This is a genomic window from Pseudoalteromonas sp. JC28 (genome assembly GCF_013319255.1).
In the GTDB taxonomy this organism is placed as follows: Bacteria; Pseudomonadota; Gammaproteobacteria; order Enterobacterales; family Alteromonadaceae; genus Pseudoalteromonas.
On record NZ_QOKX01000003.1, the window covers coordinates 321,945 to 348,022 of the forward strand.

The 26,078-nt window shown below is 41.0% G+C and carries 23 protein-coding genes and 1 pseudogene; 9 read left to right on the forward strand and 15 right to left on the reverse strand.

The genetic code is table 11. From position 1 onward, the window contains the following. Positions 1 to 7: 7 nt before the first annotated feature. From DS891_RS09125 to DS891_RS09140, 4 genes are read right to left on the reverse strand one after another with little or no spacing between them, the layout of a single operon-like run. Entirely contained in the window at positions 8 to 4,726 is a 4,719-nt protein-coding gene (locus DS891_RS09125) for a hypothetical protein (RefSeq protein WP_174169597.1), read from the reverse strand. 12 nt (positions 4,727 to 4,738) lie between these two features. After that, a complete protein-coding gene (locus DS891_RS24810) occupies positions 4,739 to 6,355 on the reverse strand; it encodes an MBL fold metallo-hydrolase (RefSeq protein WP_174169598.1) in 1,617 nt (538 codons plus the stop codon). A gap of 18 nt (positions 6,356 to 6,373) precedes the next feature. After that, complete coding sequence (locus tag DS891_RS09135) at positions 6,374 to 7,687, reverse strand: FMN-binding glutamate synthase family protein (RefSeq protein WP_174169599.1); 1,314 nt, start codon at positions 7,685 to 7,687, stop codon at positions 6,374 to 6,376. A gap of 12 nt (positions 7,688 to 7,699) precedes the next feature. After that, positions 7,700 to 9,439, reverse strand: coding sequence for a hypothetical protein (locus DS891_RS09140; RefSeq protein WP_174169600.1), 1,740 nt, complete (start codon positions 9,437 to 9,439; stop codon positions 7,700 to 7,702). Between the two features lie 414 nt (positions 9,440 to 9,853). On the opposite strand from DS891_RS09140, the pseudogene DS891_RS09145 reads away from it, so the two are divergent. Further along, positions 9,854 to 10,067, forward strand: a pseudogene (locus DS891_RS09145) (cupin); the annotation flags it as partial. A 333-nt stretch (positions 10,068 to 10,400) separates the two neighbouring features. On the opposite strand, the gene DS891_RS09150 reads toward DS891_RS09145, so the two are convergent. The 6 genes from DS891_RS09150 to DS891_RS09175 are packed head-to-tail and all read right to left on the reverse strand — an operon-like array spanning position 10,401 to position 17,120. Further along, a complete protein-coding gene (locus DS891_RS09150; protein ID WP_174169601.1) occupies positions 10,401 to 11,033 on the reverse strand; it encodes a hypothetical protein in 633 nt (210 codons plus the stop codon). Continuing rightward, on the reverse strand, positions 11,026 to 12,645 hold the full coding sequence (locus DS891_RS09155) for an ATP-binding cassette domain-containing protein (protein WP_174169602.1): 1,620 nt from the start codon (positions 12,643 to 12,645) through the stop codon (positions 11,026 to 11,028). Before DS891_RS09155 ends, DS891_RS09150 begins: the two co-directional genes overlap by 8 nt. Beyond that, a complete protein-coding gene (locus tag DS891_RS09160) occupies positions 12,635 to 14,296 on the reverse strand; it encodes an ABC transporter transmembrane domain-containing protein (protein ID WP_010603847.1) in 1,662 nt (553 codons plus the stop codon). The genes DS891_RS09155 and DS891_RS09160 overlap by 11 nt, the downstream gene beginning before the upstream one ends. After that, on the reverse strand, positions 14,289 to 14,405 hold the full coding sequence (cydX, locus tag DS891_RS09165; protein ID WP_010603848.1) for a cytochrome bd-I oxidase subunit CydX: 117 nt from the start codon (positions 14,403 to 14,405) through the stop codon (positions 14,289 to 14,291). The genes DS891_RS09160 and cydX overlap by 8 nt, the downstream gene beginning before the upstream one ends. Positions 14,406 to 14,415: 10 nt before the next feature. Continuing rightward, positions 14,416 to 15,549, reverse strand: a complete 1,134-nt coding sequence (gene cydB / locus DS891_RS09170) for a cytochrome d ubiquinol oxidase subunit II (RefSeq protein WP_174169603.1) — start codon at positions 15,547 to 15,549, stop codon at positions 14,416 to 14,418. Next, entirely contained in the window at positions 15,546 to 17,120 is a 1,575-nt protein-coding gene (locus tag DS891_RS09175; protein WP_174169604.1) for a cytochrome ubiquinol oxidase subunit I, read from the reverse strand. The genes cydB and DS891_RS09175 overlap by 4 nt, the downstream gene beginning before the upstream one ends. Positions 17,121 to 17,377: 257 nt before the next feature. On the opposite strand from DS891_RS09175, the gene DS891_RS09180 reads away from it, so the two are divergent. The 3 genes from DS891_RS09180 to DS891_RS09190 all read left to right on the forward strand — a co-directional run bounded on the left by DS891_RS09180 (position 17,378) and on the right by DS891_RS09190 (position 20,769). Continuing rightward, a complete protein-coding gene (locus tag DS891_RS09180) occupies positions 17,378 to 18,721 on the forward strand; it encodes a sigma-54-dependent Fis family transcriptional regulator (protein ID WP_174169605.1) in 1,344 nt (447 codons plus the stop codon). Positions 18,722 to 19,458: 737 nt separating this feature from the next. Next, positions 19,459 to 20,271, forward strand: coding sequence for a response regulator transcription factor (locus tag DS891_RS09185; RefSeq protein ID WP_174169606.1), 813 nt, complete (start codon positions 19,459 to 19,461; stop codon positions 20,269 to 20,271). A 129-nt stretch (positions 20,272 to 20,400) separates the two neighbouring features. Continuing rightward, positions 20,401 to 20,769, forward strand: coding sequence for a VOC family protein (locus tag DS891_RS09190; RefSeq protein WP_174169607.1), 369 nt, complete (start codon positions 20,401 to 20,403; stop codon positions 20,767 to 20,769). A 73-nt stretch (positions 20,770 to 20,842) separates the two neighbouring features. Here DS891_RS09190 and DS891_RS24690 read toward each other — a convergent pair whose 3' ends face one another. Further along, positions 20,843 to 20,968 carry a hypothetical protein gene (locus DS891_RS24690; RefSeq protein WP_302480144.1) on the reverse strand — a complete coding sequence of 42 codons (126 nt, stop codon included), beginning with the start codon at positions 20,966 to 20,968 and terminating at the stop codon, positions 20,843 to 20,845. Positions 20,969 to 21,370: 402 nt separating this feature from the next. Here DS891_RS24690 and DS891_RS09200 point away from each other — a divergent pair, with 402 nt between their 5' ends. From DS891_RS09200 to DS891_RS09215, 4 genes are all read left to right on the forward strand, one after another. Next, positions 21,371 to 21,748, forward strand: a complete 378-nt coding sequence (locus tag DS891_RS09200) for a DNA-binding transcriptional regulator (RefSeq protein ID WP_010603855.1) — start codon at positions 21,371 to 21,373, stop codon at positions 21,746 to 21,748. 173 nt (positions 21,749 to 21,921) lie between these two features. Continuing rightward, a complete protein-coding gene (locus DS891_RS09205; RefSeq protein WP_174169609.1) occupies positions 21,922 to 22,080 on the forward strand; it encodes a hypothetical protein in 159 nt (52 codons plus the stop codon). 145 nt (positions 22,081 to 22,225) lie between these two features. Beyond that, on the forward strand, positions 22,226 to 22,822 hold the full coding sequence (locus tag DS891_RS09210) for a hypothetical protein (RefSeq protein ID WP_174169610.1): 597 nt from the start codon (positions 22,226 to 22,228) through the stop codon (positions 22,820 to 22,822). A gap of 119 nt (positions 22,823 to 22,941) precedes the next feature. After that, a complete protein-coding gene (locus DS891_RS09215) occupies positions 22,942 to 23,253 on the forward strand; it encodes a cupin (protein WP_174169611.1) in 312 nt (103 codons plus the stop codon). Between the two features lie 210 nt (positions 23,254 to 23,463). Here the strand turns inward: DS891_RS09215 and DS891_RS09220 are convergent, their stop codons facing one another. The 4 genes from DS891_RS09220 to DS891_RS09235 all read right to left on the reverse strand — a co-directional run bounded on the left by DS891_RS09220 (position 23,464) and on the right by DS891_RS09235 (position 25,336). Continuing rightward, positions 23,464 to 23,925: a hypothetical protein gene (locus DS891_RS09220; RefSeq protein ID WP_174169612.1), complete on the reverse strand. Its 462-nt coding sequence runs from the start codon at positions 23,923 to 23,925 to the stop codon at positions 23,464 to 23,466. Then, entirely contained in the window at positions 23,918 to 24,451 is a 534-nt protein-coding gene (locus DS891_RS09225) for a type II toxin-antitoxin system MqsA family antitoxin (protein WP_174169613.1), read from the reverse strand. The genes DS891_RS09220 and DS891_RS09225 overlap by 8 nt, the downstream gene beginning before the upstream one ends. Positions 24,452 to 24,469: 18 nt before the next feature. Continuing rightward, positions 24,470 to 24,787, reverse strand: a complete 318-nt coding sequence (locus DS891_RS24815) for a type II toxin-antitoxin system MqsR family toxin (protein ID WP_174169614.1) — start codon at positions 24,785 to 24,787, stop codon at positions 24,470 to 24,472. 192 nt (positions 24,788 to 24,979) lie between these two features. Beyond that, on the reverse strand, positions 24,980 to 25,336 hold the full coding sequence (locus tag DS891_RS09235) for a helix-turn-helix domain-containing protein (protein ID WP_017217773.1): 357 nt from the start codon (positions 25,334 to 25,336) through the stop codon (positions 24,980 to 24,982). A gap of 143 nt (positions 25,337 to 25,479) precedes the next feature. Between DS891_RS09235 and DS891_RS09240 the strand changes: the two genes are divergently transcribed. Beyond that, a complete protein-coding gene (locus tag DS891_RS09240; RefSeq protein WP_017217774.1) occupies positions 25,480 to 26,076 on the forward strand; it encodes an NAD(P)H-dependent oxidoreductase in 597 nt (198 codons plus the stop codon). Positions 26,077 to 26,078 lie beyond the last annotated feature (2 nt).

Consider the following 26,078-nt stretch of genomic DNA (forward strand, 5'->3'; position numbering starts at 1 on the left):
TGGGTTCCTAGTCTTTTTTATTTGGACGTGTATTTATGCCAATGCGAGCTTGGCCTATCCGCCATTTACTATTTATATCAATTAGCTCTATGTTTTTAGTAATAGGTTGACCTATCAGCTCTGGATATGTGCTTATCTGTGCCTGTAACTCTATGGTTATAGGCTGTCCTTCTTGCAGCCAGTTCTGGTCAACAAGCTTCACTTTTGTTTGTGGGTCAACATATTTGTCAGAAAACAGAGTGTCCTCGTTTTCATTTAAGATTCGTAGGCTGTAAATAAGCTCTGCATCAATTTCATCCTCTTCGTTCTTTTCACCCTTTTCAATTTTTGACCAGCTGACCGCTAGACACTTGTCAGTATATTCAGCGTCGAGCTCAATTGTAGCCAACAAACTAAGGAACTCTTTTTTGCTTTCTTCATAGATGCCCCTGGCCTCTTGGTAGTCTTTTTCAGCTTGTTCTTGTTCTTCAGACTTTTTACCACGAGGAATAAATAGTTCTAACAGACCAAGTGCGCTGCCAAAGCCTTTCATTGCACCAAACGCTAACCCCATTACAGTTATTAATGGCCATAAACCAAGTCCTCCACCGCCGCTTCCACCACCTCCTGTGCTACGAGCATTTCTCGCCTTATCCAGATCTTTTTTGTTCTTGGAATCTTTATCGGTGCGGCGTTTAGCTTCTTTTTTAGCTTCTTTTTCCAATGCTTTGTTTTTTGAGCCTCGGCACAGGAAACTTTCAACGGCTTTGTCAAAGGCTTTCATACCAGCAATGGCTGCTAGGAACTCGCCAAAGGCAACAGGGTCATCCATCAGGGTATTGATCATGTCTTTTACGCTGCCCAAAACGCTATCACTTATCGCTTTAAGCAGAGCGTTTATATTGGCACCTGTTGGAATATGAAATTCCAGATGGAAAGTAGGTAGAGCTGCAGTAAGAACTGGTCTTCTATCGATAAGAGGCGGGTTAACATAGATGGTATATTTTATGTCCAAACACAAAGGCACGTAATAACCTGACCTGCTACCCTCATCTTTTAACCTGGTAGGAAATTGCAGTTGAGTATCAACGTCAAACTCACCTTCTAATATGTCGCCCAGTAACTTCTTAATCGACTCACAGGTGGATTTGCCACTAAGGCTGAAATTGTCCATTTCCCGCATTAAATCCAGCGCTTCTATTATGGGCTCCATAGGCCAGTGAAGGATTTCAAAGCCTCTGTCTTCTGACCACTTAACTTCAAGGCTGGGATCTTTAATACCGATTAAGCTACCATCATAGGTAATGGCACCCTTGTAATATTCTCCCTGCTTTTCTCGATGCCAACCCAGTCCTCCTTGTTTAAAGGTCAGGCCAAGGAAGTGGAAACCAAAACCAAGCTCTGCTGATTTTTCATCGGTTGTGGCTATGTAAGCCAGTGAGGGCCCTGTATCGACTTTTTCCTTTTCACCTGTATCTGTTGTTTTTTCGACTAGTTCTTTGCCAGTAAACTGGATCGGTCCCAAATCAATCGGCTTGGTTTTGCTACCTGTTATTTCTAAACCTTTGTCTTGTTTCAAACCAAGATCGGCATCAAATGCCACACCGAAAATATCGAAATGACCATTTAAATGGAAACCCGGTAAGTAAGTGTGTTCATTTAAGACTATTTTTTCTCCCGTGCCTTGGTAATAAATCTGACCGTCATAAAGTTCAAGAATTGGAATCTCTTTAATGTCTCCTAACAAGCCACCTAATACTTGGTCGAACAAAGCTATGATAGATAACCTGCCGTCCAGTTTCATAGCCACAACAGCGGCTTCAGAGTCTTTAAAGAGGATTTCTCCTTTGAGTATCAGATCTCCTAGTGATACTTCACCAGTCAGCGACAGCTCAGATATTTGTTCTTTCGCTGGGGTATCTTCAGTTGCTTTGGTTGCATAGACGCATAGGTAATGCACACTGGCCTTGTCAAAGTTAATACCCGGAATACCCAAAGGGCTTTCCATCAAGACAAACTCGGAATCAAACTTGGCTTGCGGCTCGGTCAACTCTAGTTTGCCGTCAAAGCCAACTTCCAACCCTTTGATTTTGCCTTCGCCTATAAATTCAGCTTTATCTTTTTCTGCTGGCGTATACCTAAAAGCGAATTGGTCAAATTTAATCAGACTGACTAGGGTGACATTTTCGATTTGAGCCTCAAATAGCGTTTTTTCCTGATCCTCTTCGTTGATCAGCGCATACAGCTTAATCTGGCCGTTTTCATCAGAGTCATTACCAAAGTCGATAAGTGCAGGCAGAGCGCTAAATAACGGTGTACCAAACTCCAGACAGCCATATAAATTAAGACCTTGAGCAATTTTAACCTTAGATTTCTTTTTGGATTTTTCACCCGCTTTTGGCAAGAAAGGCTGAGGTATTAGATCTGTAATTGGTGATTTTTGTTTGAGCAGTTTAACCGCGGTATCTTCAGGAAATGAACTGACTGAAAAACACAGGTCGGAGATTTTTAGATAGTCTTCAATAACCTTTAACTGAGGCAACAAATCCCACAACGTTTTGCCTTTATTAAGACCCATAGCCAACAAATAGCCCCATTCTTCCGTTAGTTCTGGTTGACTTTCCTTGTCCTGCTCTTTTTTCTCTGTTTCTTGCTTTACCTTATGTTTTTGGAAAAGCGCACCTGTTGAAAATACTTCTGCTTTAGCGTTAAATTCCATGCATTTTTCAACAGCAGGTGTTCCAGTTTCTTGTTTCTCCGTTTGTTTTTCTAGATAATCCATTGACGCAGACTTGAGAGAAATATCAATGATATTCCCAACTGGCCAGTGAAGACCAAAGAACTCGGTAAAGTCATCAAGGCCTAGAGTCTGATCATCCTGCATTTTCCAATCGCCGTGGAGTAGCTCTTTTTGCTGTTCGTCTTCTTTTTCAGCTTCAAAGCTTAATGAGAACTGGGCTTTGCCGATCTCCAACTGACCCTTTATAGAACGTTTATAACGGTTTTCTTCTTCATCAACTCGCACGCAAGCTTCGATGACAACTGGAGTGTCCATAATGGATAGCGAAAGTTTTCCGCCAAACAACAGATGACTGGCGTCCGCATTAAATTCGATTAATAGGTCTTCAAGTATGGTGTTTTGTATAAAATCAGGAACTATGTTGCCAACATCAAACAGAGAAGCAAATTCTACAACTATGTTGCCTAATGGTATGGTTTGATTTTCTGCTGAACCACCTTCAAACAGCCAACCAGTATCTGTATCGTAAAAGGATTCAATAAAAAATTGGCATTGACAGAGTTCGAAGCTGCCCCTGGCATCCAGCCTGATTGTTGGTTGCTGTTTATTCAGGCGAAAAGAGAACTCTCTAATGGCAAGTTTATTCTGAATGATCCACCAGTCATTATTGGTTGCAACAAACTCGATTTTGTAATTTTCAGAGGCTGAATCAAGCTCGAAATAGAGTTTCTCTATATCCACACTCGGCACAGACTCTGGTAAAAATGGCAGAAAATATTCAAAGATTTCTGCTGTTTTTAGAGGTCCTTTCTGCAGAGCGCCTGAAAGGTAATATGAGTTGGCTTCCTGTTGCTTTGTAAATGAGGTTTTAAGTTTGATGACTCCGGATTGACCAATATTAAATAGCCCTTCAACAATTCCAGATACTGTTGTAGCCCCGCTTTTGTGATCAAGACCGCGATCAAGATGAAGCTGAACACTCAAATCTGATAATTCGATAAGATCTTGAATCAAGGTCCAAGTGACGTCGGAGGTTTTCGCCAAGTTTATGGTTAAGGCTTTAACGCTTGGTTCAGGGCTAAGGTCAACTCTAGCGGAAATGTTGTCAATATGAATATTCTGAGCAAAGGAAAACATATTAGCGGGTAAGGACAAGTCCTGATCCGCGGCAAAGTGCTCTAACTTCTGTAAGCCCGTTTGAAAAAGATCGTCAGGCTGAATGTCTAATTGTACTTCTTCTGTGCCAAATACCGTGAGCTCTATCGGAAGTTTGTTATCTTTATCGAACCTTACCAGCCCTTTAAAGGACATATAGGTTTGATTATGGAGCTGATAGTCACTGTTGTTAAAGTAAGAACGGCTATGCAGAGTGTAACCCAGGTTTTCTATGTTAAGAAAATCAAGGTTACATGCAGGGTTGATTTCGCCAATAAAATCAAATACTGGCCCACCTGTTTCAAATTCAACTTGCCCTGCAAGCTGCTCGGTAACCGCAGGTAACAAAGGTTTTAGAGTTGACAACTCACTATCAAATTGCGGTTTGCCTCTAAAGTATAATCCTTCGCCTGTCATTCCAAGTCCATTATGGGTGGCGAAACGATATATAGGGCGATTAAAGCTTAACTCATCAACATTTTTGATGGTGGTAAATGAGTCAGTTAGATGCCAACAATTTTGCCCCTTTGCTGTTATAAACAGCCCAAGCTGCGGTTTTGCTTTCTGGTCTTGGTCTGGCTGACTATCAATAATAAAAAATCTTAATTCCAATGACAGATTATTAAAAACCTCTCCTTTGCCAACACCATCTACTACTACCGAAGTCATATCCAGCCAGGGAGGTTCAAGCTGATCTACGGTTATACAGCTGCTATATGGAAAGTATTTATCAACGAAACTATTTAGTTTGTTGCAGTCAAGTTCTACTCCTCGGCAAAAAGCTTCGCTGATTTGTAACTGACCTGACTGGATGCTCTGACTAATGTATTGTTTTAATTCAGCTAAACTCATAATGGACTCCCTTTATATTTTCCGAAAGCCCATAGGCAGTATATTCGAGCCTAAATTAAAGCAGTAATTTTGAGTTCCATGTTGCCCTGTTACATAAAGTGCATGTTTAATCCCATCGGTGCCACTTTTAGTAAATTTATATATTTTATTACCGGTTGTTGAACTTGATTCTGTACTTCCGTCGCTATGAAAAACATTATGTTCGGCCTCTCCTTTTGTAAGTTTTGATATTCCTTTTAATCTGTCGATTACGTCTTTTCTTGGCAAACCATGCGTATTTTTATAACCCGCGCTAATCACTATATATTTGGGGTTTAATTTGTTCAGATAGTCTGTAGTCGAAGAGGTATCGCTGCCATGATGGCCCGCTGTCATTAAAGTAAGATCTTTTAACAGGTTTTTATCTTTATATTGCTTCAAGATGAAGCCTTCAGTGATCTTTGTTGCATCACCACTAATTAATATTTTGTCACTGCCGACTTCAAGCAAAGTGACAATACTGCCTCTGTTAGCATCAGTACTTTTGTCTCCACCGTCTACTTTTATTTTTTTTCCTTTGGTACTGTCTCCCCTGCCAACATCGCTGGCGACAATGGATACTGTTAAGGTTGATTCTTGTAATACAACGACTTGCCCGTCTGCACCTATGGTAAAACTGGATTTAGTGTCACTTTCGTTGTTTTGGACTGCCTCAACAAAGTCGCATTTGGGTTTTAGCCAGGTATCTGTCGTTTTGTAGTAGATTAACACGTCACTATGAATAAGGGTGCCAAACTTGACCGTCTTTAATTTGTTGTCACTGAATATATCTTTCAACTTATTATGGTGATCTTCATCCCTGTGAGTCAGGATAAGATAATCTATTTTATTGCTGCCATTTAAGAATTGATTACTGGTTATTTCGTTAACAATACGGGCTTGATCGTAGGCCCCTGGTGAAAGTGTGCCATGCTCACCACAATCGATCATTATGGTTTTTCCTTTGGGCGTTCGAATTAAAGTGCAATCTCCCTGCCCCATATTAACAAAGGAAATATACATGGGGCCATCCGCACTGGGCACTATACTGCCATTTTTTAGTCCCTTATATAGATTTACATTTTCCTTGGTTTTTTCTTTTATTACAGCTAGCTCCCGTTTTATACCATCAAGATCATCATTCATTTTGATCCCTATTTTTTCCCAATTACTAAAAGGTATTTTTGGGATTCCATCAATTAAATTTTGATAAGCCTGAGCTGCATGCACTGTAGTAGGAGATAAGTCAATTGTGCTATTTGGTTTGTCGTTAAACTCGGTTTGCAATGCAACCATTTTGGCTTTTAATGTATCGAATGCTGTTTTGGTGGAATCTTCAAAATTATAGTCATAAGTTCTATGTATATTCTTATAAGTATCGACCTCATCCTGACCATAATTCTTTTCATCAAAAATATATTTACCAATATGATTCAAACAGTTGGCATATACTTTCACTTGTTTACTATAGTTACCTAGTTTGTTTTTCTTATCTGATATGGTTTCTTCCACATATTTTTCTCTAGTTGGCCCATCTGTGTTTATAACAATGCGATTAATCAGTTTGTCGATCTCTGTACCAAGAGCTATTGCTGTATTTACATTACCCACTACTATTTCCTGCTGTCTCTAGTTTGTAACTCCGGCATAAGCGATACCGGTTAATTCCGATATTTGTTTATGCCAAGTAGTTAAGTCGTCCATGGAAAATTTACTTAATGAATCGTGGCCACAGGCTCTTGCCATAATTTGCATAAGGTGTGTACTGGCATAAAAGAAACTATCCAGATCATCCGCTCTATCAGCTATGTTCAGTTTATTAACCAGGTTTTGATCCTGAGTAGCAATTCCTGCAGGGCAGTTACCTGAATTACAAATTCTTGCGCCAACACAACCGATTGCCTGCAGCACACTGTTTGATAAAGCAATACCATCCGCTCCTAGCGCCATAGCTTTGATAAAATCAGCCGGGACCCTTAGCCCACCTGTAATGATTAGGGTTACTGAATCTGAGGCTCCCTTTTTTATTCCCTGAGCATCAAGATAATTTCTTGCTCGGGCTAGCGCAGGAATAGTTGGAACAGAAATATGATCTCTAAATATATTGGGTGCAGACCCTGTACTGCCGCCCCGACCATCAAGGATGATGTAATCAGCAGTGGCATCCAAAGCAAACTGGATATCACGTTCAATATGGTTTGCGCTAATTTTGAAACCAATGGGCACGCCATCCAGCCCTTCCCTTATCAGGTCAGCAAAGTATTTGAATTCATCCGGACTTGTAAAGTCCTCGTAGGTAGGAGGAGAGATTGCTGTTTGGCCTTCTGTAATATGACGCACCTCAGCAATCTCCTTCGTAACTTTAGCGCCTGGCAAATGACCGCCAGTACCCGTTTTTGCGGCTTGCCCGCCTTTAAAGTGGAAGGCTTTAACTTTGCCGTTATATTTTTCAAAAAACTCTGCTTCTTTACCTGGCTTAATACCGTTTCGAGCAGTCCCCATTTCAAACAGGTAACGATTATTGGCGGCCAGTTCCTCTGCCAGTATTCCTCCTTCGCCAGAGCAAATGCCAGTACCTGCGTAGTTTGCACCTTTAGCTAATGCTACTTTTGCGTTTTTTGATAAGGCACCATAACTCATGTCTGAAACAAACATGGGTATATCCAACACTAAAGGGCTTTTAGCTCTGGGACCAATAACCAGCTGAGTATTGACAGTTTCCCCGTCAAATAAAGGTTTTTTTGCTAGTTGAGCTGTTAATAATTGAATATCATCCCACTTGGGTAAGGTGTTTTTGGGCACTCCCATTGAAGTGTTGGGGCCATGATTGATATGTTCTGGCTCATCTGTCGCAAGATCTCGACCGAGTTCAATCAGTTCTATTATGTCAGCTCGTTTATCTTCAATACTGTTTTTGATCTGTCTTTTTAATTCGGTATCCATATCTTTACCCCTTTATTTTGCACGCAAGTATTCTGTTAGAACGGCTTTTACATCATCGGGAAACTGCCCACTTGGCGGCATAGGGTTGACGGTTTCATATAAACGGTTAATGATCCGATCACGATTTTCGAGCCGCTTAAAGTCGGTTTCCGTAACCAATCTAGGTGAAGCCATATCGCTGGTATGGCAGAAGCTACAATGGTCCTGGAGATATTTAAGCGGTTGTTCTTTTACCTTGGTCATAGTCCAGTGTTCGTCCCATGAACAGTTATTGTCTTTCGCAGAACAACCTTTGATGTGTTTTATCGCCTTGATATAACGAGCGATGCTTTGTTTCTCGCGCTCGGCGTTTCGTTCAGCCACTGAATCGTACTCAAGCCTAAGCGGCAGTAACCCATCGGTTAGTACTTTCTTGTCGTGAAAGCCTTCGTTTCTCAATGACTTGGAAACATTACTTAAGTAAAGTTTTGAGCGAATGTGATACTTTTTAACATCATCAGGGTTTAGCTGCCCAAGTACAAAGCCTGCGTGCACAAATCGATCACCGTAGTCAGCGTTACCGATGGCATGACAAACGGTACAAGGCTTGGCTTCCTCGTCCATTAATCGCATCGGGTGATTCCATTTAGCCGCCATCAAGTTGTTATAATACTTATCTCCGATGTCAAAACCTTCAGATTGAGCTAACTCATTTATATAAGCTGCAAGCTCTCCTTTCTGATCAAACGGTGATATAGGATCGTACAACATACCGGGTCGACGCTTTGGGATAACACTTTCACACTTGGTATTTAGGCGCTCGCGACGAGGCATATTTTCCCTAGCCACTTCACATTCCTTTATGCTGTTGTAATGCTGAGAGCAGGATTGAGTTTTAGGATCGACAGCACAAGCAACGGGCTCTGTAAAAGGAAAACGTACAAATGGTCCCTGAGAATGACAGCCGACACAACCACCAACAGGTAATGACCAATGTTTGACCGACTCGGGATCAAAGTCGGTAAAGTTTGGCGGTGGAATTTCCTTACCAGTAACCAGAGGAATAGCCGCTATATTTTCAATTTTTGTACTGCTTTCCTCCGTTTGTTCATTCACAGAAGTTAAGATCCATTTCCCCTTAACTTCCGCTTCTAATGTTGGCTGACCAGCAAAAAAACAGGTTTTCCCAGTATCTCTGTTGTAACCTATCATGCCAAGCTCATTATAAAGATGTGGGTCATCCATTATTTTGTTGTTTTTTCTACATATATAAACCCAATCAACTTTATTACCATTAGCCAATACATTATTAATGTATTTAATTCTGTCACCAGGAACACAGCCAACATTTTTCATATCGCGAAATATAGCACTGGGCTTATCACAAGTTGTAACATCAGCAAAACCACTACTATTAAAACTGACTTGCTCACTTCCACTACCAAACCTTGGAATACTTGCTGGTATGTTGTGGCGGTTCAGAGAAACAACTGAACCGTCTGCCATAGTCCTGGTCATAGGGATCGGCTGAGCCAACGTGCAGTCAACCTGTTCAACAGGGATTTGACCAAGCTCTTCTTCACAAATTTCAAAGTATTTTTTATTAATCAAAACTTCGATAGTGGTTGGTTCTGGTCGCCTTTTGGTTATAGGGTCACCCTGCCCAGAATATATATACCCATCAGGTAATTGTTGAGTACTGTTAGCCTCTTTTGCAACGACGAAAGAGCTAAGACATGAGAGAAATAAAATAACTTGGACTACATTTACCATAACAAACCGCCCCTGATTAACTGCCAACGTACTGTTGACCGCAATGACTAACAAATATATAAAAAAATTAACACAAGGCCGTTCATGATGATATTACATAGTATTACATTCAAGCTGACTTGAAATTCGTTGGGAGAGCCGCAATTATCTTGTTTTGCTTGATTGACTTTGCAGAAGATAACCCCCCATTTTAGTTATATCAGGACTTCCAAACTTGAATATCGATATATAGCTAGATGGGGTTCGATGTTACTTTAGAAGGGAAAATCCCTAGACTTCCATTTTGATGCGATAAAAGGCACCTTTTTCGACGTGTATCAAAGGTAAACGCCTCCGAATTACCCCGCTCCAAGATAAGCTTCGCCAAAACCCAACTTAGGTTGTGAGTACACTCGACTTATAAACTAACGTGCTGATCAGCCTTATAAGGTGGCATGTTAATGACGGTGAAGAAGTCTTTGTCGTGTTAGATGGTGTTGTTGACATGTTTTATAAAGAGAATGGTATTGAGCAATCAGCCCTGTTGCAAATTGGTGATATTTTTTATGCATCAATTGGCACTGAGCATGTTGCTCATCCTCGTGGAGCACCGAGAATTTTGGTCATAGAATCAGAGGGAAGTGTATAAAAACTAGTGTAAGCATGATCCACTACCCTTATTTATACAAACAAAGAAGTGGTTTAGATGAACGAACTAATGTAGGGTTTGTTCAGATGAGTTGGTTAAGATAAACGCTAACTTTTCTATATTAGCTTTTGGTTCATTCCTTGAACAGTTAAGCCCGAATATATGTCAGAGCAGCACCTTATTTAGGGTGACTCAAAGTGACTGTTTATCAATACATACAAATAGTAAATGAGAGATAAATAAAAGAAGCAACAAGGCTGTTAAAACAACCTTGTTGGATGAGTATTACTTGACAGCAGCTGAGCGTCCATATATGTCACTTATTTTCTTTACCTAGCTAGTTTTTAAAGTGTCGGTTAAGTTATTACGGCTTAGCCGTGCTTCGAGTTGCCAAAAAGTAAGTTTTGAAGTCGATAAAGGCCGACTTACTGTGAAGGAAGGGCTGTAAATTTCACTAAATTTATCCCACTTGATGTTGCTTTGTTTAAGCACATTGCCCATGCAAGTGGATGAAAGCTGTAGTGCATTTGATGGCAGACAAAACACCATGTTGTCACAAACAAGTAGCGATACTTTCAGGCTATTTGCTTTGATATATTGAATCGTGAGCATCAAATGGCCTAAGTGCAGTATTTCATTATGCTCAAGCGTGTCACTATTACTTAAATCTAACGCGGCATTGTTTGGTGTATTTATTAAACACGCTTTTGCTAGCATCAATTGCCCTGTAAATCGCAGCACTAACTTGTTAACCCAACTTAGTTGTAAACTTGCATCACGGGCGATTAGCCACCACTGTATTTCGCACGGGCAGTTTTCAAGTCGCTCAACCATATAGTCGTGTTTTTTCTGATCAGAAATACCCAATGCAATCACCGCACAATAAGGCGTTAACGTATCTCTAATCAGATAAGCAATTAGCTGGTTATCATAAACTATCTCAATTACACCTAATGACTCAGCCATAGCACTTTTCCTCCGAGCCATTTTCCTTCGAAAGCAAGGGGATATTCTCAATATCAATACGCTGATTAAGCGTTAGTGTATCCGGCACAATATGGCTAGCAATCACCACGATACCGGTTTTGCTCAACTGATTGATAAGCTTAACCATAAGTGAAATATTGTAATTATCGAGCGCTTCAAACGGTTCATCTAGTAGCACCACATCGGGCTTAAATAATAACGCTCGTGCGAGGTTAAGCCGCTGTCTTTCGCCACCAGAGAGCTGTCTGCCACCCGAGCCTAGCCATTGCGTTAATACGCCTAGGTAAGACAGATTAACGTCATTGAGTACCTGCTTTTGTATGTCTTGCTCTATTTCATGACCTAAAGAAAGGTTTTCAGCTAAGGTGCCATCTAATACGGGTGATGATTGCCCGCAGTACACAATGCGCTCGTGTAGTTTGCCTAATTGTTGGACGATGTCGCCTTGGTTAAACGAGATGCTGCCTTGAAATGGCTGTAGTCCCGCAATTGCTTTTAATAGGGAAGACTTACCAGTCCCAGAGCTGCCCTCAAATAAATAGCAACCGGCATTATTTATTTCGATTGAAATGGGAAATCGTTGCACGCTGCAAGCGGTTACATTATCGAGGCTCAGCGTATGAATCGCTTGGCTATGTCGGGTAATTTTTGGTGACGATGATTGTGCTTGCTTCTGTGGCTGTTTATCGACAGTCTTTGCGACAGCTTTTTTAGCATTATTTTGCTTGGCTTGAATAAAATCTACCAGCCCTGTTTGCGATTGCAGTAGCTTGCCCAGCCAATCGTTAATGCTTAGCAATAACATGGGCACTAAAATAAACAATGCATTTTGCGATGCCGCGCCAGCATACTGCTTAAAAAGCAGATATAAAGCTAAAATGGCGAAAAGCTGTAAACAGAGTTGGCCGTAAAACATCGCCTTTTGCTGTGTTTGTTGTGCTTTTAACAGCTTAGAGGTTGATGCAAATTGGTTGTCTAACAGCTCAGTTTGAAGATGCCAAAGCGGTGAGCTGTGTAACTTATCGTCAAATACAGTGACAAAGCGCTCTTTTTGTTTGGCAATTTTGACCGCTTGTTTTAAGCCAAACACAATGAGCAGCGCATAAACTATAATAAAAGCAATCGTTACACACAGCACATAAATAAGATGACTTGGAATAAGCAAGTAAACACTAACATTTAACAACAGTAAGGTAATAAACATCGCAGCATTTTGGTTTACCCAAGCAATCCAAAGCGCAGCTTGTTGCTCTGTGGTGGTGCTCATTGCCTCAACCTGCGCGCTGTTTTTAACCTGTTCAAGCAAGCTTAAGTTATTCAAACTTGTTGCAAATCGCGTCATTCGTTTGGCTTGTAACGATTTAAAAAAGCCACTGTGACCAACTAATAGTGCCGCATAGCCAGATGCAATTCGAATAAGCGCTAAGGCCCGAATAATAACGGCGGGTAACATGTAATTTAAGCTACTGCCCATCACACTTGCCGCGGCAATAAACCAACTTGAAACCAGCAATAACCCCATTGCCGCTAGGCTATAAGCCACACTCAGTAGCAGCGCCAAGAAGTTGGTTTTTAATGTATTAGTTTGCATGACAAAGCACCTCGCCAAACTCGTTGATGTGCCAAATATGACTAAACCAGCGCTGTGACTGCGGCTTATGACATGCCCAAATAACGGTTTTATCTTTTAGAACCGTTTCAATTAAACGACAGAGTCGCAAATGTTGCGCGTCACTTAAAAACGCAGTGGGTTCGTCGAGTAAATAAAGGTCGGCATCGCACGATAATAGCCTTGCTAAACTCAAGCGCTGTTTTTCACCGCCAGAAAGTGGCGGACACTCGTCCATAGGCGTATTAAGTCCCTGTTTTAAATTTTTATACCAAGCCATTAGCTCAACTTTTTCTAACATTGTAAAAAGCGCTTTATCAGAGATTGGTCTGTTGAGCGTTAAGTTGTCGCGCACAGTGCCGCGTAAAATACAGGGAGATTGTGTCAGCAGCGCCACTTTTTGTGTGGTTTGGTGGCTTGCTTGGCGCTGTTTGCTAAGCGCTTCAAATAACAGTGTTTTCCCAGCACCTGAGGGAGCACTTAACCAAATATGCTGGCCACGTTCAACAAATAAATGCTTTGCAAAAACCGCCGTATTAACGACCTGAAAGTCATGCCAATCAATGCTAGGAGAAAGTGATATATCAGAACTTTTTTGACTGTTACAAAGCACACTAGCCAGCTCTGATGCCGCAACTTGGGCTGCGGCTTTTTGATGGTATAAATTGCCTAACTGTTTAAGTTCGCTAAACACCATAGGCACAGCAATGAGTAAAAATAACCCATCTGCAAACACCAGTTTGGGCCCTAAGTTTATCTCTTCTAATAGGTTAAACCCGACATAAACGGCAATTAGCGCCATCGACAGCGTCGAAAAAAAATCTAAAACAGTTTGGTTTAAAAAAGCCACTTGAAGCACTTTCAAAGTACTGGAATTAAGCGTGTTTGAGCTTTGCTCAAGGCGCTGTGTTTGAGCGCCTCTGGCAGAAAATACATTGATCAATTCAATATTGCTCAAGCGATTGGCAAACATACTGCCTAAACGCTCAAATGCCACAAAATAGGTGTTATGTAAGTGCTTTGTCCCTTTGCCTATGATGATCATAAACAGCGGCACCACAGGCAAACAGACTAATAAAATAATAAATACAAACCAGTTCACATAAGCAATCACGCCAAGCAATAACAAAGGCGTAACCACCGCAAGCCATTTTTGCAATTGAAATTCACTGATAAATTTCAACATCGCATGAAGGTGCTCGGTGCTTAGTTGCTGCCAGTAAAAATGACTATGTTGACGAACTAACGCGTGCTGCCCTTGCTTAAAAGCGCCATGTAATTGCGCTTCTAAATCGGCTAAGCTGGTTGCTTGTAATGCCATTAGGCGGTTATGAGCAAAAAGGTTCAGCACTAAACTTGAAACTAACGCCCCAGCTAATAAATTAAGCGCCCACTCATAGCCTGTTTTGGCGCTAAAGAAATGACTCATTACCAGAGTATTTGCATCACTTGCGAGCAATCTGGCCACTAAAAAGCTAAATGCTGCGAAAGCCGCCAGCTGGCATACAAAGGCACTGCTTTTGAGTACTAAAACACCCATCAGCGCATTTTTTACCTTTTGCTGCTGGCTATGTAACAACTCGGTAGCGGCGACCTCCATGTCGCCAGTTGCTGCGTGATTGTGTTTAATCATCGCTTGTGTCGTCTCTGTCCATGTCTTCGGTGGCTTCTAGCCACATCGCATTAATAATTCCGAAAGAACATGCTAATAAAACACCTAGAATCCAAGTGAAATACCACATAAGCCACTCCTTAATAAATTGTGTGTGGTTTATCTAAATCTTGCGCTTTAATGCGTCCACGCATCACATAAAAACTGTATGCGGTGTAACTCAATACAATTGGCACAAAAATACAGGCAACGATAAACATGGTTTTGAGCGTTAAATAACTCGATGTGGCATCCCACACTGTCAAACTCGCGTTTGGCATGCTGCTACTTGGCATAAGGAACGGGAACATGGCAGCGCCTGCTGTTAAAATAATGCCCGCCATCATCAATGACGACATTAAAAACGCCCAGCCACCGCGTTGTTGCTTGCTAAACCACGCTGAGCCAAGCCCCGCAAAAATGCCAAGTACAGGGGCAATTAGCATCCACGAGTAGGTGCTGTAATTGTTTAGCCACGCACCCGATACCGCTTCAACCGTTTTGGTCAGTGGGTTTGATGTTGCTAAAGGATCAACACTTGAGGTGATCACATAACCGTCAATATTGGCAACTACCACACCCGCTAACATAAAGAGCAACACAGTCACTAATGACAAATAGAACGACACAATGCGCGCGCGCGCGAGTAAATTCCCCTCGGTTTTAAGTTGCAACCAGTTAGCGCCATGAGTCAACAACATAGCGACCGATACCACTCCTGCTAAAATGGCAAACGGATTAAGCAAGCCAAAGAAGCTGCCGGTATAAGTCGGACGCAAGATGTTATCAAACTCAAATGGTACGCCTAGTAGTAAATTACCGAACGCCACACCAAAGATAAGCGCAGGTACTAAGCCGCCACAAAATAGCGCCCAGTCCCATGCTGTGCGCCAGGTTTTATTCGGCAATTTACTGCGATAGTCAAAGCCTATTGGGCGCATCCATAAGGCAATTAGTGTCAGCGCTAAAGCGATATAAAACCCCGAAAATGCCGCTGCATAAATAAGTGGCCACGCCGCAAAAATTGCGCCGCCAGCAGTAATAAACCACACTTGGTTACCATCCCAATGAGGGCCGATTGTATTGATCATCACGCGACGGTCTTCATCGCTTTTTCCAACTAACTTAAGCAGTGCACCCACGCCTAAATCAAACCCGTCGGTAATGGCAAAGCCAATCAGCAATACACCTACTAAACCCCACCACACTAAGCGTAAAAATTCATAATCAATCATGATTGTGCTCCTTCAGCCGATAGTTGCGCATTGCCATCGAAAGGCGTGCTTTGTTGCTCTGGTACAGGCCCTTTTTTGGCGTATTTCTTCATCAAGTAGAAGCCAATAACAAACATCACCGCATAAAAACTGGTGTAAGCAATTAAGGTAAACCACACTTCACCCACGCTTAAGTTTGATACCGAAGCATGCACAGGCAGCACTTCGGCAATTGACCACGGCTGGCGACCAAACTCTGCGACAAACCAACCCGCTTCAGAGGCAATCCAAGGCAGAGGTAAAGAGAACAGCGCCAGTTTTAACAACCATTTAGGTTTGGTGATTTGATGTTTAGTGCTGTAGTAAAATGCAGCGGCAAAAACGAATAGCATAATAAAGCCCGAGAACACCATTATTCTAAAACTCCAGAAAAGTGGTGCAACAGGTGGAATGCTGTAATTTACCGCTTTTTCGATGGCTTCTTCACTTGGGCTGACAAAGTCATTGGTAAATGGCTCTAATAACATGGCATAGCCCAAGTCTTTTTTATGTGCTTCAAACAGCGCCATTTGCGCTTCAGTTGCGTTACCACTGCGCACGGTATCGAGTAAATTTTTAGCAATCAATCCAGATAAAATACGCTCACGATGCAGCGCTTTGTGCTCTTTAATGCCCATCACCTCTTCATCAAGCGAGCGCGTCGCGATAATGCCCATCAGCCAAGGGATGCGCACCGCATATTCGGCTTTTTCTTTTTCATCGTTGGGGATAGCAAAAAGCGTAAATGGTGCAGGTGCTGGGTGGGTATCGTATTCGGCTTCAACTGCCGCGAGTTTTACTTTTTGTACATCGCCAAGCTCATAGCCACTTTCATCACCGAGCACGATCACCGATAAAATTGACGCTAAACCAAAACTTGCAGCAATCGCAAATGAGCGACGCGCAAAGGCAATATGCTTATGTTTTAAAAGGTAATAGCTTGAAATAGCTAACACAAACATTGCGCCTGTTACATAACCTGCTGATACGGTATGTACAAATTTAACTTGCGCAACGGGGTTAAACATCACCTCAGCAAAACTGGTCATTTCCATACGCATCGACTCGAAGTTGAACTCTGCACCTACTGGGTGCTGCATCCAGCCATTGGCAATTAAGATCCAAAGCGCCGAAAAATTAGAGCCTAACGCCACAAGCCAGGTTGCCATAAGGTGCCTGACCTTTGACATTTTATCCCAGCCAAAAAAGAACAAGCCAACGAACGTGGATTCTAAGAAAAACGCCATTAACCCTTCAATTGCCAATGGCGCACCAAAAATATCACCCACGTAATGCGAGTAATATGCCCAGTTCATACCAAACTGGAACTCCATCGTTAAACCCGTTGCCACACCTAGGGCGAAGTTAATACCAAATAACTTTCCCCAAAACTTAGTTATGGTCTTATAGATTTCTTTGCCCGTCATCACATAAACCGATTCCATAATGGCCAGCATAAAACTCAGGCCCAAGGTCAGCGGTACAAATATGAAGTGGAACATGGCGGTGAGTGCAAATTGCCAACGAGACAATTCAACCAATGCTTCATTCATTTCGAACTCCTTTAGATTAGGTTACTTCCTGATATGGCAGAAAACATACCAATCTTGGGTATAGTCAAAAAATAAATAATGCATTGTTTTTAATAGTTAATTTTACATTTCAAAAATTCATTCGATAAAGATAAACTCATCAAACGACATTTTTGTCAGACAAATTGAATGTGAAGACATTTTTGTCACGGTTATTTTTTTACAGTACACTCATTTTTAGTAAAACGGTAACGAACTAACTTGGGCAAGTGTGCGATATGGCAAATTCGGTGATCCAAGGTTTAATCAATATTATTGATAAACCAGCAATTTTTATTGACCTAAACTATGTCATTGTGGCAGTGAATAACGCCTATCGTGATACCTATCAAACACCGATTGAGCTGGGTAAAAGTACCTGCTTTGCCATATCGCATAAGGCCAGTAAACCCTGCGATCAGATGGGTGAAGCTTGCCCCATGCTAGAGTGCAAAAAAACCAATAAGCCAACCAGTGTCGTGCATATTCACGATACCCATTTAGGTAAGCAATATTGCGATATTGTGATGAAGCCTATTTTTGACGAAAACGATATATTAATGGGCTTTGTTGAGATCCTCGATAAAATCGACTTTGCCTCAGTAAAAGCGCAAAAGAATAAAATGCTTGGTCAGTCTGACGCCTTTAAAGCACTAATCAATAAAGTAAACCGCGCTGCCAAAACCGAAATTTCGGTATTATTACAAGGCGAAACCGGCACAGGTAAAGAGTTAGTTGCTCGCGCGTTGCACGATGCAAGTAGGCGTAAAGATAAACCGTTTATTGTAATTGAATGCTCCGGCTTACCCGAGCAGTTATTTGAGTCTGAGTTATTTGGTCACGAAAAAGGCGCGTTTACTGGCGCCACAAGCCAAAAGAAAGGCTTGGTCGAAATTGTTGAAGGTGGCACTTTGTTTTTTGATGAAATTGGTGATGTACCACTCAATATGCAAGTAAAACTGCTGCGATTAATTGAAACACAAAGCTTTCGTGCGGTTGGCAGCCTAAGACAAAAACGCACAGACTTTCGATTAGTCTGTGCAAGCCATAAAAACCTGTTAGAAATGGTTGAAAAAGGCGAGTTTAGAAAAGATTTATACTATCGGATCGCCACTTTCCCGATAAATTTACCGTCCCTGAAAGCCCGTCAAGCTGACATCGCGTTATTAGCTAAGTTCTTTTTAAAACACTCTGAATTTAAAGACAAACAATTCAGTGAAGCGGCACTTAAAAAGCTCGCGCAATATGCCTACCCCGGTAATATTCGAGAGCTAAAAAGTATTGTATTACAAGCAGCTATTTTGGCCGATGACGATGTCATTTACGACACCGACATCCCTTTCGAAAACACAGCTAATTTGCAGCATACAGCAAAGCCTAACGCAGATTTAGCACAACTGAATTATGACAAGGTATTTGATGTAATATCGTTAGAGCAGGCCGAGCAAAGCTACTTAAAAAAAGCGATCGAACATTTCCAAGGTAGCACCGAAGAGCTGGCCCTTAAATTTGGTGTCAGTAGCCGCACCTTGTATCGCAAACTCACTAAATATGGTTTGTCGCTTACTAGCAAAAACAGTTAATACATTCTCAGTGATAGCTAAAAATCTACAGAGCTTTGAGACCTGGGGTCAAGTTTTGCACCGTGCATGATATAGATGCCCGCCGTCAGCTTTTGGCACAGAGCCATCCTTCGGCTCTAAAACGAGCTGTTGAACAACCGAGATTTGAGCGACGACACTTAAACCAACGATCGCCTTGCGTTTATGCGAACCACTACACCTCACTCAAATACTGGATCATCCGTCCTGAGTGTTTCTCTTCTTTAAAGTCACAACTGGTTAGACGATATTGAACTAAGTTATCTGTTAAGCAGCGGGTACCGTGGATATCGCCGGGTAGAAACTCTCAACAACCGCCGGCTTTGAACGTGTTTGTTCCTCGGGATACGAAGTGGGTTTCGCCGCTTGCTAATTGTGATGGGTGTCACTTATTTTTTAGCTGTCACTTATTTTTTAGCTAGATATAGCAGCGGCGCAGCAATCATTTATCAAGGCTCAACACCAGTATTGGTTGGATTAGCAGCGTGGAAAGAAATTGAGGGTGATTTGGAAATTATACTTTAGGCAAATACGGTTCAACCGCAGTATTAACACGTGTATCTTATTACCAAGATTGGATAAATAAGCATATCAATAAAGGCCAGTAGCAGGTAAAGCGCGTCTAAAAAGCAGACCATAAAACGGTTGCAAAATTTACCAGAGTCTTAGTTTTTATTTGCTGTAAGCTTCAACCGTCCATAGCTAGAAGCGGAGGTTTTATGGATTACAAAACATTTTTCCCTTGTGAAAATTTATCTTCATTTATCAATTGCTTTTGGACACTGGAGATTACTGCAGATAAAGGTGCCGCAAAGCAACGCATTGTCCCCGACGGCTGCATTGAACTGGCCTTTATATTGGGCGACGATATTAAGCGCTATACATCAGAACATGACTACATACTGCAACCGCGCGCAATGGTGCTTGGACAAACCGTTTCACCTTTTTATATTCAACCAACCGGATACGTTCACACCTTTGCAGCCAGCTTTTTTCCTTATGCCTTTTCCCACTTTATTTCGAAACCTATAAAAAACTTAATAAATAAGGAAACATCGATTTACGAATTATTTAAGCACGATGAGGCCGCGAAGCTTGAAAGCGATATCATCCAAGCGCGAAACACAAGCCAAAGGATTGAGATTTTAGAGGCCTTTCTCCTTCACAAGCTTAGCGACCCGCGGACAATTGAGCACATTGTAAAAACAACGGTAGACATTATCTTTGCACAAAATGGCGATATATCGGTTAATGCAATTACCAAATCAAGTCCCAATAAAAGGCGCCAACTAGAGCGGAAGTTTTTAGACCTTGTCGGTATTAGTCCAAAACATTTAAGTAAACTTGTACGCTTGCAAAGCGCTTTAACACTCCTCATAAATCGTGAAGACAACCTCACTAACATCGCGTACAAAAGCAATTATTATGATCAGTCTCACTTTATTAAGGACTTTAAAGCGCTCACGGGGGTAAACCCGCGAGCGTTTCTCGATGACGAAAGCATGACGCTTTCACGGCTTTTCTATAAATAGTCCTGTCGCTTTTTTACAATTAATTGTTGTCTCCCCACGCTATCTTAAAGTCGAACTCGTTGAACCTTAAACGAGTCCAGCCTAGTCACCAATAGCTAGCCGACACACATAGAAAATAAGGACGACAACATGCACAGCTTCGCATCAATTTTTGAAATTCCAGCAACCGACATAACGCGCGCTGTAAAATTCTACGGCCGCATTTTTGCTGTTACTATCGAAACCATAGATATATCTGAAATGACAATGGCACTCTTCCCGTACGAGGGGCAGTCTACCGTAGGTGTGATTGTTCAAGGCGAAGGCTACACTCCTTCCAGCACTGGCGTTACTCTGTATTTAAACGCGGGTGAAGACTTACAGCAAGTGCTATCGAAAGTAGAAGAAAGCGGTGGAAAAATACTGACCCCCAAAACCCCACATGCAGACGAAAGCGGCTTTTTCGCGTTATTTTTAGATACAGAAGGCAATCGATTAGGCCTGCACTCACCAAAGTGAATTCGCGCTTTCATGGTAATTGGAATAAGTTAATACTTGCGATATAACTCTGCCCATAAGCAGAGTTTAATTTTTAACCGAGGTAAGTTTGCCATATTCGCTTATCCCATAATACTTTGCTTGGATAGTGCTGTTTTTGCGCAGCTTTGGGCTTTACTACTTTTTCCAGTCTTTCTGTTGGTTGACTTTGATTAATCATTATTGTGCCCTCGAGTATGACCTCTTCGAAGTGCACATAAAGGGCAGTGAAGATTTGCATGTTTTCGCTCAAGACTAAAGTAATTGCATTGCCCGCTTAGCATGATGTACAGCAACTTAAAGTATGATTCTTTTGGTTTTACTTTCTGAGTTTGTTCCTTCATCGCTCACCATCTTAAAAATTAAAAAAGTGTGAATAAATAGTCTTATGAATACTTGAACGCATATTGCACTCACCTGCACTAATAATTATCACATGCTCTAGAAGTAAGAGAATATATGAGCTTTTGTCCAATGTGTTTGACGATTCATAGTGGTTACAGTTAAAAATAAAGCATTGACAGTAAGAAACATAAATTTCACAACTATACATATTCACCCATTCATAAATTTGGCAAGGACGATGACAGAGCAGGAAAAAGGCAAGACGAAAATGATCGAAGATCTTAGCTTAATTGGCTCTAAGTTCAGTGGTGAAAATATTCTCTACATGCGTTTATCGCTCGGCCTTAGTCTTCGAGGTTTTGCTAAATTCTTAAATATGGGTGTCTCTCACCAAACAATCAGTAATTGGGAAAACGAATATTGCAAACCTTCTCATGGTGCTTATGAGGAGTGTGTAAACAAGTATTTGGCTAAAAAACATAAAGTAAAACAAAACCCTGCTAGAGTACTGTTACTAAACCCAGCTACTGTGCGATACTTAAAATCGTTACTCAGTTCGGTTTCGAAAGAGGAACGCCAACAATTTTTAGATAAGCTAGACGATGGAGACCGCTAAGCGATGAACTGCATGCGTAAAAACCAACAAAAAAATTTAAAAGCATGGCAATGTAAGCAAATTTCCGGTGGTGTAGGAGGAGGTGGTGATGTCGGCGGTGACCCTTATAATGTCGCAAAGAGTTCAATCCCACAGTCATCAGTCAACATCCTTACCATGGAGAGGTTTAAGCAATGAATCATTACACAAAATTAACGACCCAACAATGTAAACAAATCTCAGGTGGAGTTGCCGGTGGTGGAGTAAAAGGTGGTGTTCCTTATGATGATACAAATAATACTACTCTACAATTATCAACTCACACGCTCACCTTGGAGAGATTAAAACAATGAGAAACTTTACAAAATTGACTAAAAAACAATGTAAAAATGTATCAGCAGGAGTCAATGGAGGTGGAATTCAGGGTGGGGATCCTCAATCGGCAAATGCCACCAAGACAGAAAGTCCAGAAGCTCAATCTCAACGTAGAGCGTGAACATGGAATATGTATTGAATATTTTTGATAGTCCAAGGCTCGCTATCACTGAAATAGTGTTTTTCACACTTCTTATTGCAGTTATTGTAGCCAATCGTAAAGACGGTCATCGAGTCTATCTGGTACTAGTGATGTTTTCAACTAAGCTGGCCGACCTAATTATAAGACCTTTTTTGCCTTGGGACGTCATTACATTTCAATTTGCACTTTTTATACTGAATTTGCTTCCCGTTTTACTAATTACATATCGATTATCTATAGTTAGTTGGGTACAAAAAGTCACCTCGCTTTCATTCACAGTTTTCAATAACAATAATACAGCCAAAGAACAAATTGCGATCTCGTATATTTATGGCTTTGTCGCCATACTCTGCCTTGGAATGATTGGTGAACATATTCTTAGGCATCCAGAATTGATAGGCCTCTCAGAAAGCTTGGCTATTCCAATTCGTTTACTGTACGACTCATATCCTTTAATAGTAACAGCCCTTACATATTTGCTAATACTAATCTTATTTATTATGACCATTGATGGCTGGGCCATTAGGAAAATGCGAGCGATGGAAGAGAAAAGAAACGCCAAAAAACGCTTAGGTTAAGTGTCTTACTCACGATATAAAAATAGTAGAGTAATGGCTCCCACCTAGGACTCATTACTCTACTAAACGCAGCACGGGAGTCATTATGGGTTTAGGCCATTTAGCTAGCTGGAAGCATCATGGAAATAATTAGAAGCAAAACATTCACAGCACAACGCGCTTGGGGCGCAAAAGACATCGCCAATATGAATGGTATTACAACCCGCTTGCATTGGACTGATCAGCCTTATAAGTGGCATGTTAATGATGGTGAAGAAGTCTTTGTCGTGTTAGATGGCACGGTTGACATGTTTTATAAAGAGAATGGCGTTGAGCAATCAGCCCTGTTGCAAACTGGTGATATTTTTTATGCTTCAATTGGCACTGAGCATGTTGCCCATCCTCGTGGCGAGGCGAGAATTTTGGTCATAGAATCCGAAGGCAGCGTATAGGGTTAGGATCGGTGTTAAACACCGATATCCGTTAAACTGGATAAGTCTAAACTTGAACTGTCAGACCCGATTGATAGGATTCAATCAAATCTAAGAGCCGCATATTTGCCAATTGCGGACGACGGTAACGCTAAGCTTTGGGGCGCAAACGCGAGACTACAACCTCGTATTTGCGCCCCTGCAACCAAAGGGAGTGCCAACAGCGTTTTGCTAGGCATCTTCTTGGGATGGCTTAAAAAGAGATATCATAGGTGTTGGTAATTTAGCTTGTGCAGCAGCACTAAACGCGAACTCTCTCCAAAATGGCCAAACATTATGAACAACGTTAAATCTTAAAAATTCTCGAATGCCTTCCTCTGACAACTGCGAACGTTGATGATACTTTGCAATAAAGCACGCCTCAATTTCCGCAAGATTTGTTTGTTCAGAATCTTTATTTTCTACTATAAACTTGAGCCCAAAATTAACTTTTGCATTAATAACTCTTGAGTCATCCTCTTTGTCTTCTGGTTCAAGTACTTCAGCTTTAACTGAGAGTTTATTCTGTTGAGCCATTTCATCAGGATAATTGTCTATATATATTTCTTCGAACCGCTTCAATGAGGACGAATAAAGGTGTATATCCAATAGCTCTAAAGATTCGATGGCTTCTGCTATTAATCGTTTATCCATATGCGCGCTCTTCGATACTTTCAATCGTACTAACTTGATTGAATCGTCCTTGGTTTGCAGCTTTATGAAGCTTATAACTAACTACGTTATGCTCATAACAAAGCTGCTCTTGAGGTATTTTAATACCAGCTTCAGTTAAAAGTTCATGAAAAATATTTGAATGTTTTAAGCACATTCGAATTAATTTATCCATCGAAGCGCTTTGTGAAACCTCTGCTCTTTCATATTTTGAAAAAGCATTTCTACCACCACCAAAAACCAAAGAGGCCTGCTCTTGAGTTAAGCCTAAACTTTCTCTAGCTTCAAGGATCTCTGTGGATGTTAATAGCCCATCAACGACTTTCTTAGCATCTCTAATCCGCGCATCATTATTTAAAATTTGTTGCTTAGAAACAAACTCTCTTCCGCAATTTTCACAGACCGAATACTCCATCTCAACGGAGAGTTCACTCTCTTTGTAAATAATAGTTTCTAATTCAGAAAACTGATTAACTTGCTCAGATTTACATAATTTACAATTTGTCATTTTTTACTCCCCTCAAAATCAAAATTGAGGCAAATGGAAAGAAGCTATATCGATTACTAGGTAATTATCAATAAGACAAAACTTTATATAAAGTTCATCGATCAATTCTTCTTCTGGGTCCCTTTGGTATTGGCATATATACTCATCATCTGGAGGCCTGTCACTATAGGTGTGTGTCTTATGAAAGTCGCTAGGAGTTAAAGTACTTAGACATTTACAAATGTCGGACAAGCTGTAGCCTAAGTTGGAAATATCTCGACTTACTTTTCTTCCTCTGTATTCGACATCCAGATTTTGAGCAGCTGCCCTTACTAGTCCTAAGTCATATTCAGCCACGCAGTCTCCATGTAACCATAATGGTTAGTTTACCGATAGTATCATAATTGTGATTAAAGTAAATAAAGTCAAGTTCGATACCTAACACTTTAGTATTTATGCGACCCGCTGTTTGTGTTGCATAATCGCCAAGCAGATTTCCAAAATAAGAATCTGCATTGGGCTGTGCTAAATAATTCAAAGTAGCTACTGTTAAATTTGATGGGACTCTGACCAGATCCTGAGTTCATCTAAAATACTCAGTGCGGTTTTGCCAAAATCGGTTAATTCATAAGTTACAGCGACAGGTCTGTCACTTATCACTTTTCTACGAACCATCCCTTCACTTTCTAGTTCCTTTAGGCGTTGGTCGACCATTTTTTTGCTGGCACCGCCAAGCATACGGGTTAAGTCATTAAACCTTACAGGTTCATCTTTAAGGTGATAAATAATGGAACCTTTCCACTTTCCGCCAATTAAACGCATGCCTTTTTCGATAGCACAGGGTTCAGTGCATGCATTTAAAACTTTTTTTCTACCTTTACTGTCTGTTTTTACGACACTTTCCATCAGTTTTCCTAAAAAACAACTAGGTTACTAAAAGTATACTAATTGATAACTTAAATCAGGTTACTAAAATATACCACATATTGATTGAGTAGGAGAGTGTCTCTCTTACTTATTTTTGCTGAAATTTAGTTTGGAGTTGTTTTATGAGCACTACTGATCTTAAAAACGTATTAATTATTAATGCCCACCAATATTACCCATTCTCTGAAGGTAAGCTAAATGCAGCCTTGATTGATAAGGCAATAACCATGCTGGAAGATAAAGGTTATAACACGCGCGTAGTAACAATGAGTGACGGGTATGATGTGGAGGAGCAATTAGCACTTCATCAATGGGCAGACATTGTATTTTTGCAAACACCAAGCAATTGGATGGGCGTGTCTTGGTCATTCAAAAAGTATATGGATGAAGTATACACAGCAGGCATGGGAGGAGCTTTATGTGTTGGCGACGGTCGCACAGCAGAATCACCAAAGAAAAACTATGGTAAGGGCGGCACGTTAACCAACACCAAATACATGATGTCTCTCACCTTTAATGCGCCGGAAGAAGCCTTTAATGATCCAGAAGAATTCTTCGATGGGAAATCAATCGACGATTTAATGTTCCCTATGCACATGAACTTCAAGTTCTTTGGAATGAAGCCAATGGAGACATTTGCGTGCTTTGATGTGATGAAAAACGCAGATGTTGAAAACGACTTCAAACGTTTCGAAACGCACATTAACAAGCATTTTTAAGG

Excerpts from the sequence above, each read along its gene's own strand:
- DS891_RS09125 (WP_174169597.1), bottom strand. The coding sequence starts at position 4,726 with ATGAGTTTAGCTGAATTAAAACAATACATTAGTCAGAGCATCCAGTCA.
- DS891_RS09135 (WP_174169599.1), bottom strand. The coding sequence starts at position 7,687 with ATGGATACCGAATTAAAAAGACAGATCAAAAACAGTATTGAAGATAAA.
- DS891_RS09140 (WP_174169600.1), bottom strand. The coding sequence starts at position 9,439 with ATGGTAAATGTAGTCCAAGTTATTTTATTTCTCTCATGTCTTAGCTCT.
- DS891_RS09150 (WP_174169601.1), bottom strand. The coding sequence starts at position 11,033 with ATGGCTGAGTCATTAGGTGTAATTGAGATAGTTTATGATAACCAGCTA.
- DS891_RS09155 (WP_174169602.1), bottom strand. The coding sequence starts at position 12,645 with ATGCAAACTAATACATTAAAAACCAACTTCTTGGCGCTGCTACTGAGT.
- DS891_RS09160 (WP_010603847.1), bottom strand. The coding sequence starts at position 14,296 with ATGATTAAACACAATCACGCAGCAACTGGCGACATGGAGGTCGCCGCT.
- cydX (WP_010603848.1), bottom strand. The coding sequence starts at position 14,405 with ATGTGGTATTTCACTTGGATTCTAGGTGTTTTATTAGCATGTTCTTTC.
- cydB (WP_174169603.1), bottom strand. The coding sequence starts at position 15,549 with ATGATTGATTATGAATTTTTACGCTTAGTGTGGTGGGGTTTAGTAGGT.
- DS891_RS09175 (WP_174169604.1), bottom strand. The coding sequence starts at position 17,120 with ATGAATGAAGCATTGGTTGAATTGTCTCGTTGGCAATTTGCACTCACC.
- DS891_RS09180 (WP_174169605.1), top strand. The coding sequence starts at position 17,378 with ATGGCAAATTCGGTGATCCAAGGTTTAATCAATATTATTGATAAACCA.
- DS891_RS09185 (WP_174169606.1), top strand. The coding sequence starts at position 19,459 with ATGGATTACAAAACATTTTTCCCTTGTGAAAATTTATCTTCATTTATC.
- DS891_RS09190 (WP_174169607.1), top strand. The coding sequence starts at position 20,401 with ATGCACAGCTTCGCATCAATTTTTGAAATTCCAGCAACCGACATAACG.
- DS891_RS24690 (WP_302480144.1), bottom strand. The coding sequence starts at position 20,968 with ATGATTAATCAAAGTCAACCAACAGAAAGACTGGAAAAAGTAGTAAAG.
- DS891_RS09200 (WP_010603855.1), top strand. The coding sequence starts at position 21,371 with ATGACAGAGCAGGAAAAAGGCAAGACGAAAATGATCGAAGATCTTAGC.
- DS891_RS09205 (WP_174169609.1), top strand. The coding sequence starts at position 21,922 with ATGAATCATTACACAAAATTAACGACCCAACAATGTAAACAAATCTCA.
- DS891_RS09210 (WP_174169610.1), top strand. The coding sequence starts at position 22,226 with ATGGAATATGTATTGAATATTTTTGATAGTCCAAGGCTCGCTATCACT.
- DS891_RS09215 (WP_174169611.1), top strand. The coding sequence starts at position 22,942 with ATGGAAATAATTAGAAGCAAAACATTCACAGCACAACGCGCTTGGGGC.
- DS891_RS09220 (WP_174169612.1), bottom strand. The coding sequence starts at position 23,925 with ATGGATAAACGATTAATAGCAGAAGCCATCGAATCTTTAGAGCTATTG.
- DS891_RS09225 (WP_174169613.1), bottom strand. The coding sequence starts at position 24,451 with ATGACAAATTGTAAATTATGTAAATCTGAGCAAGTTAATCAGTTTTCT.
- DS891_RS09235 (WP_017217773.1), bottom strand. The coding sequence starts at position 25,336 with ATGGAAAGTGTCGTAAAAACAGACAGTAAAGGTAGAAAAAAAGTTTTA.
- DS891_RS09240 (WP_017217774.1), top strand. The coding sequence starts at position 25,480 with ATGAGCACTACTGATCTTAAAAACGTATTAATTATTAATGCCCACCAA.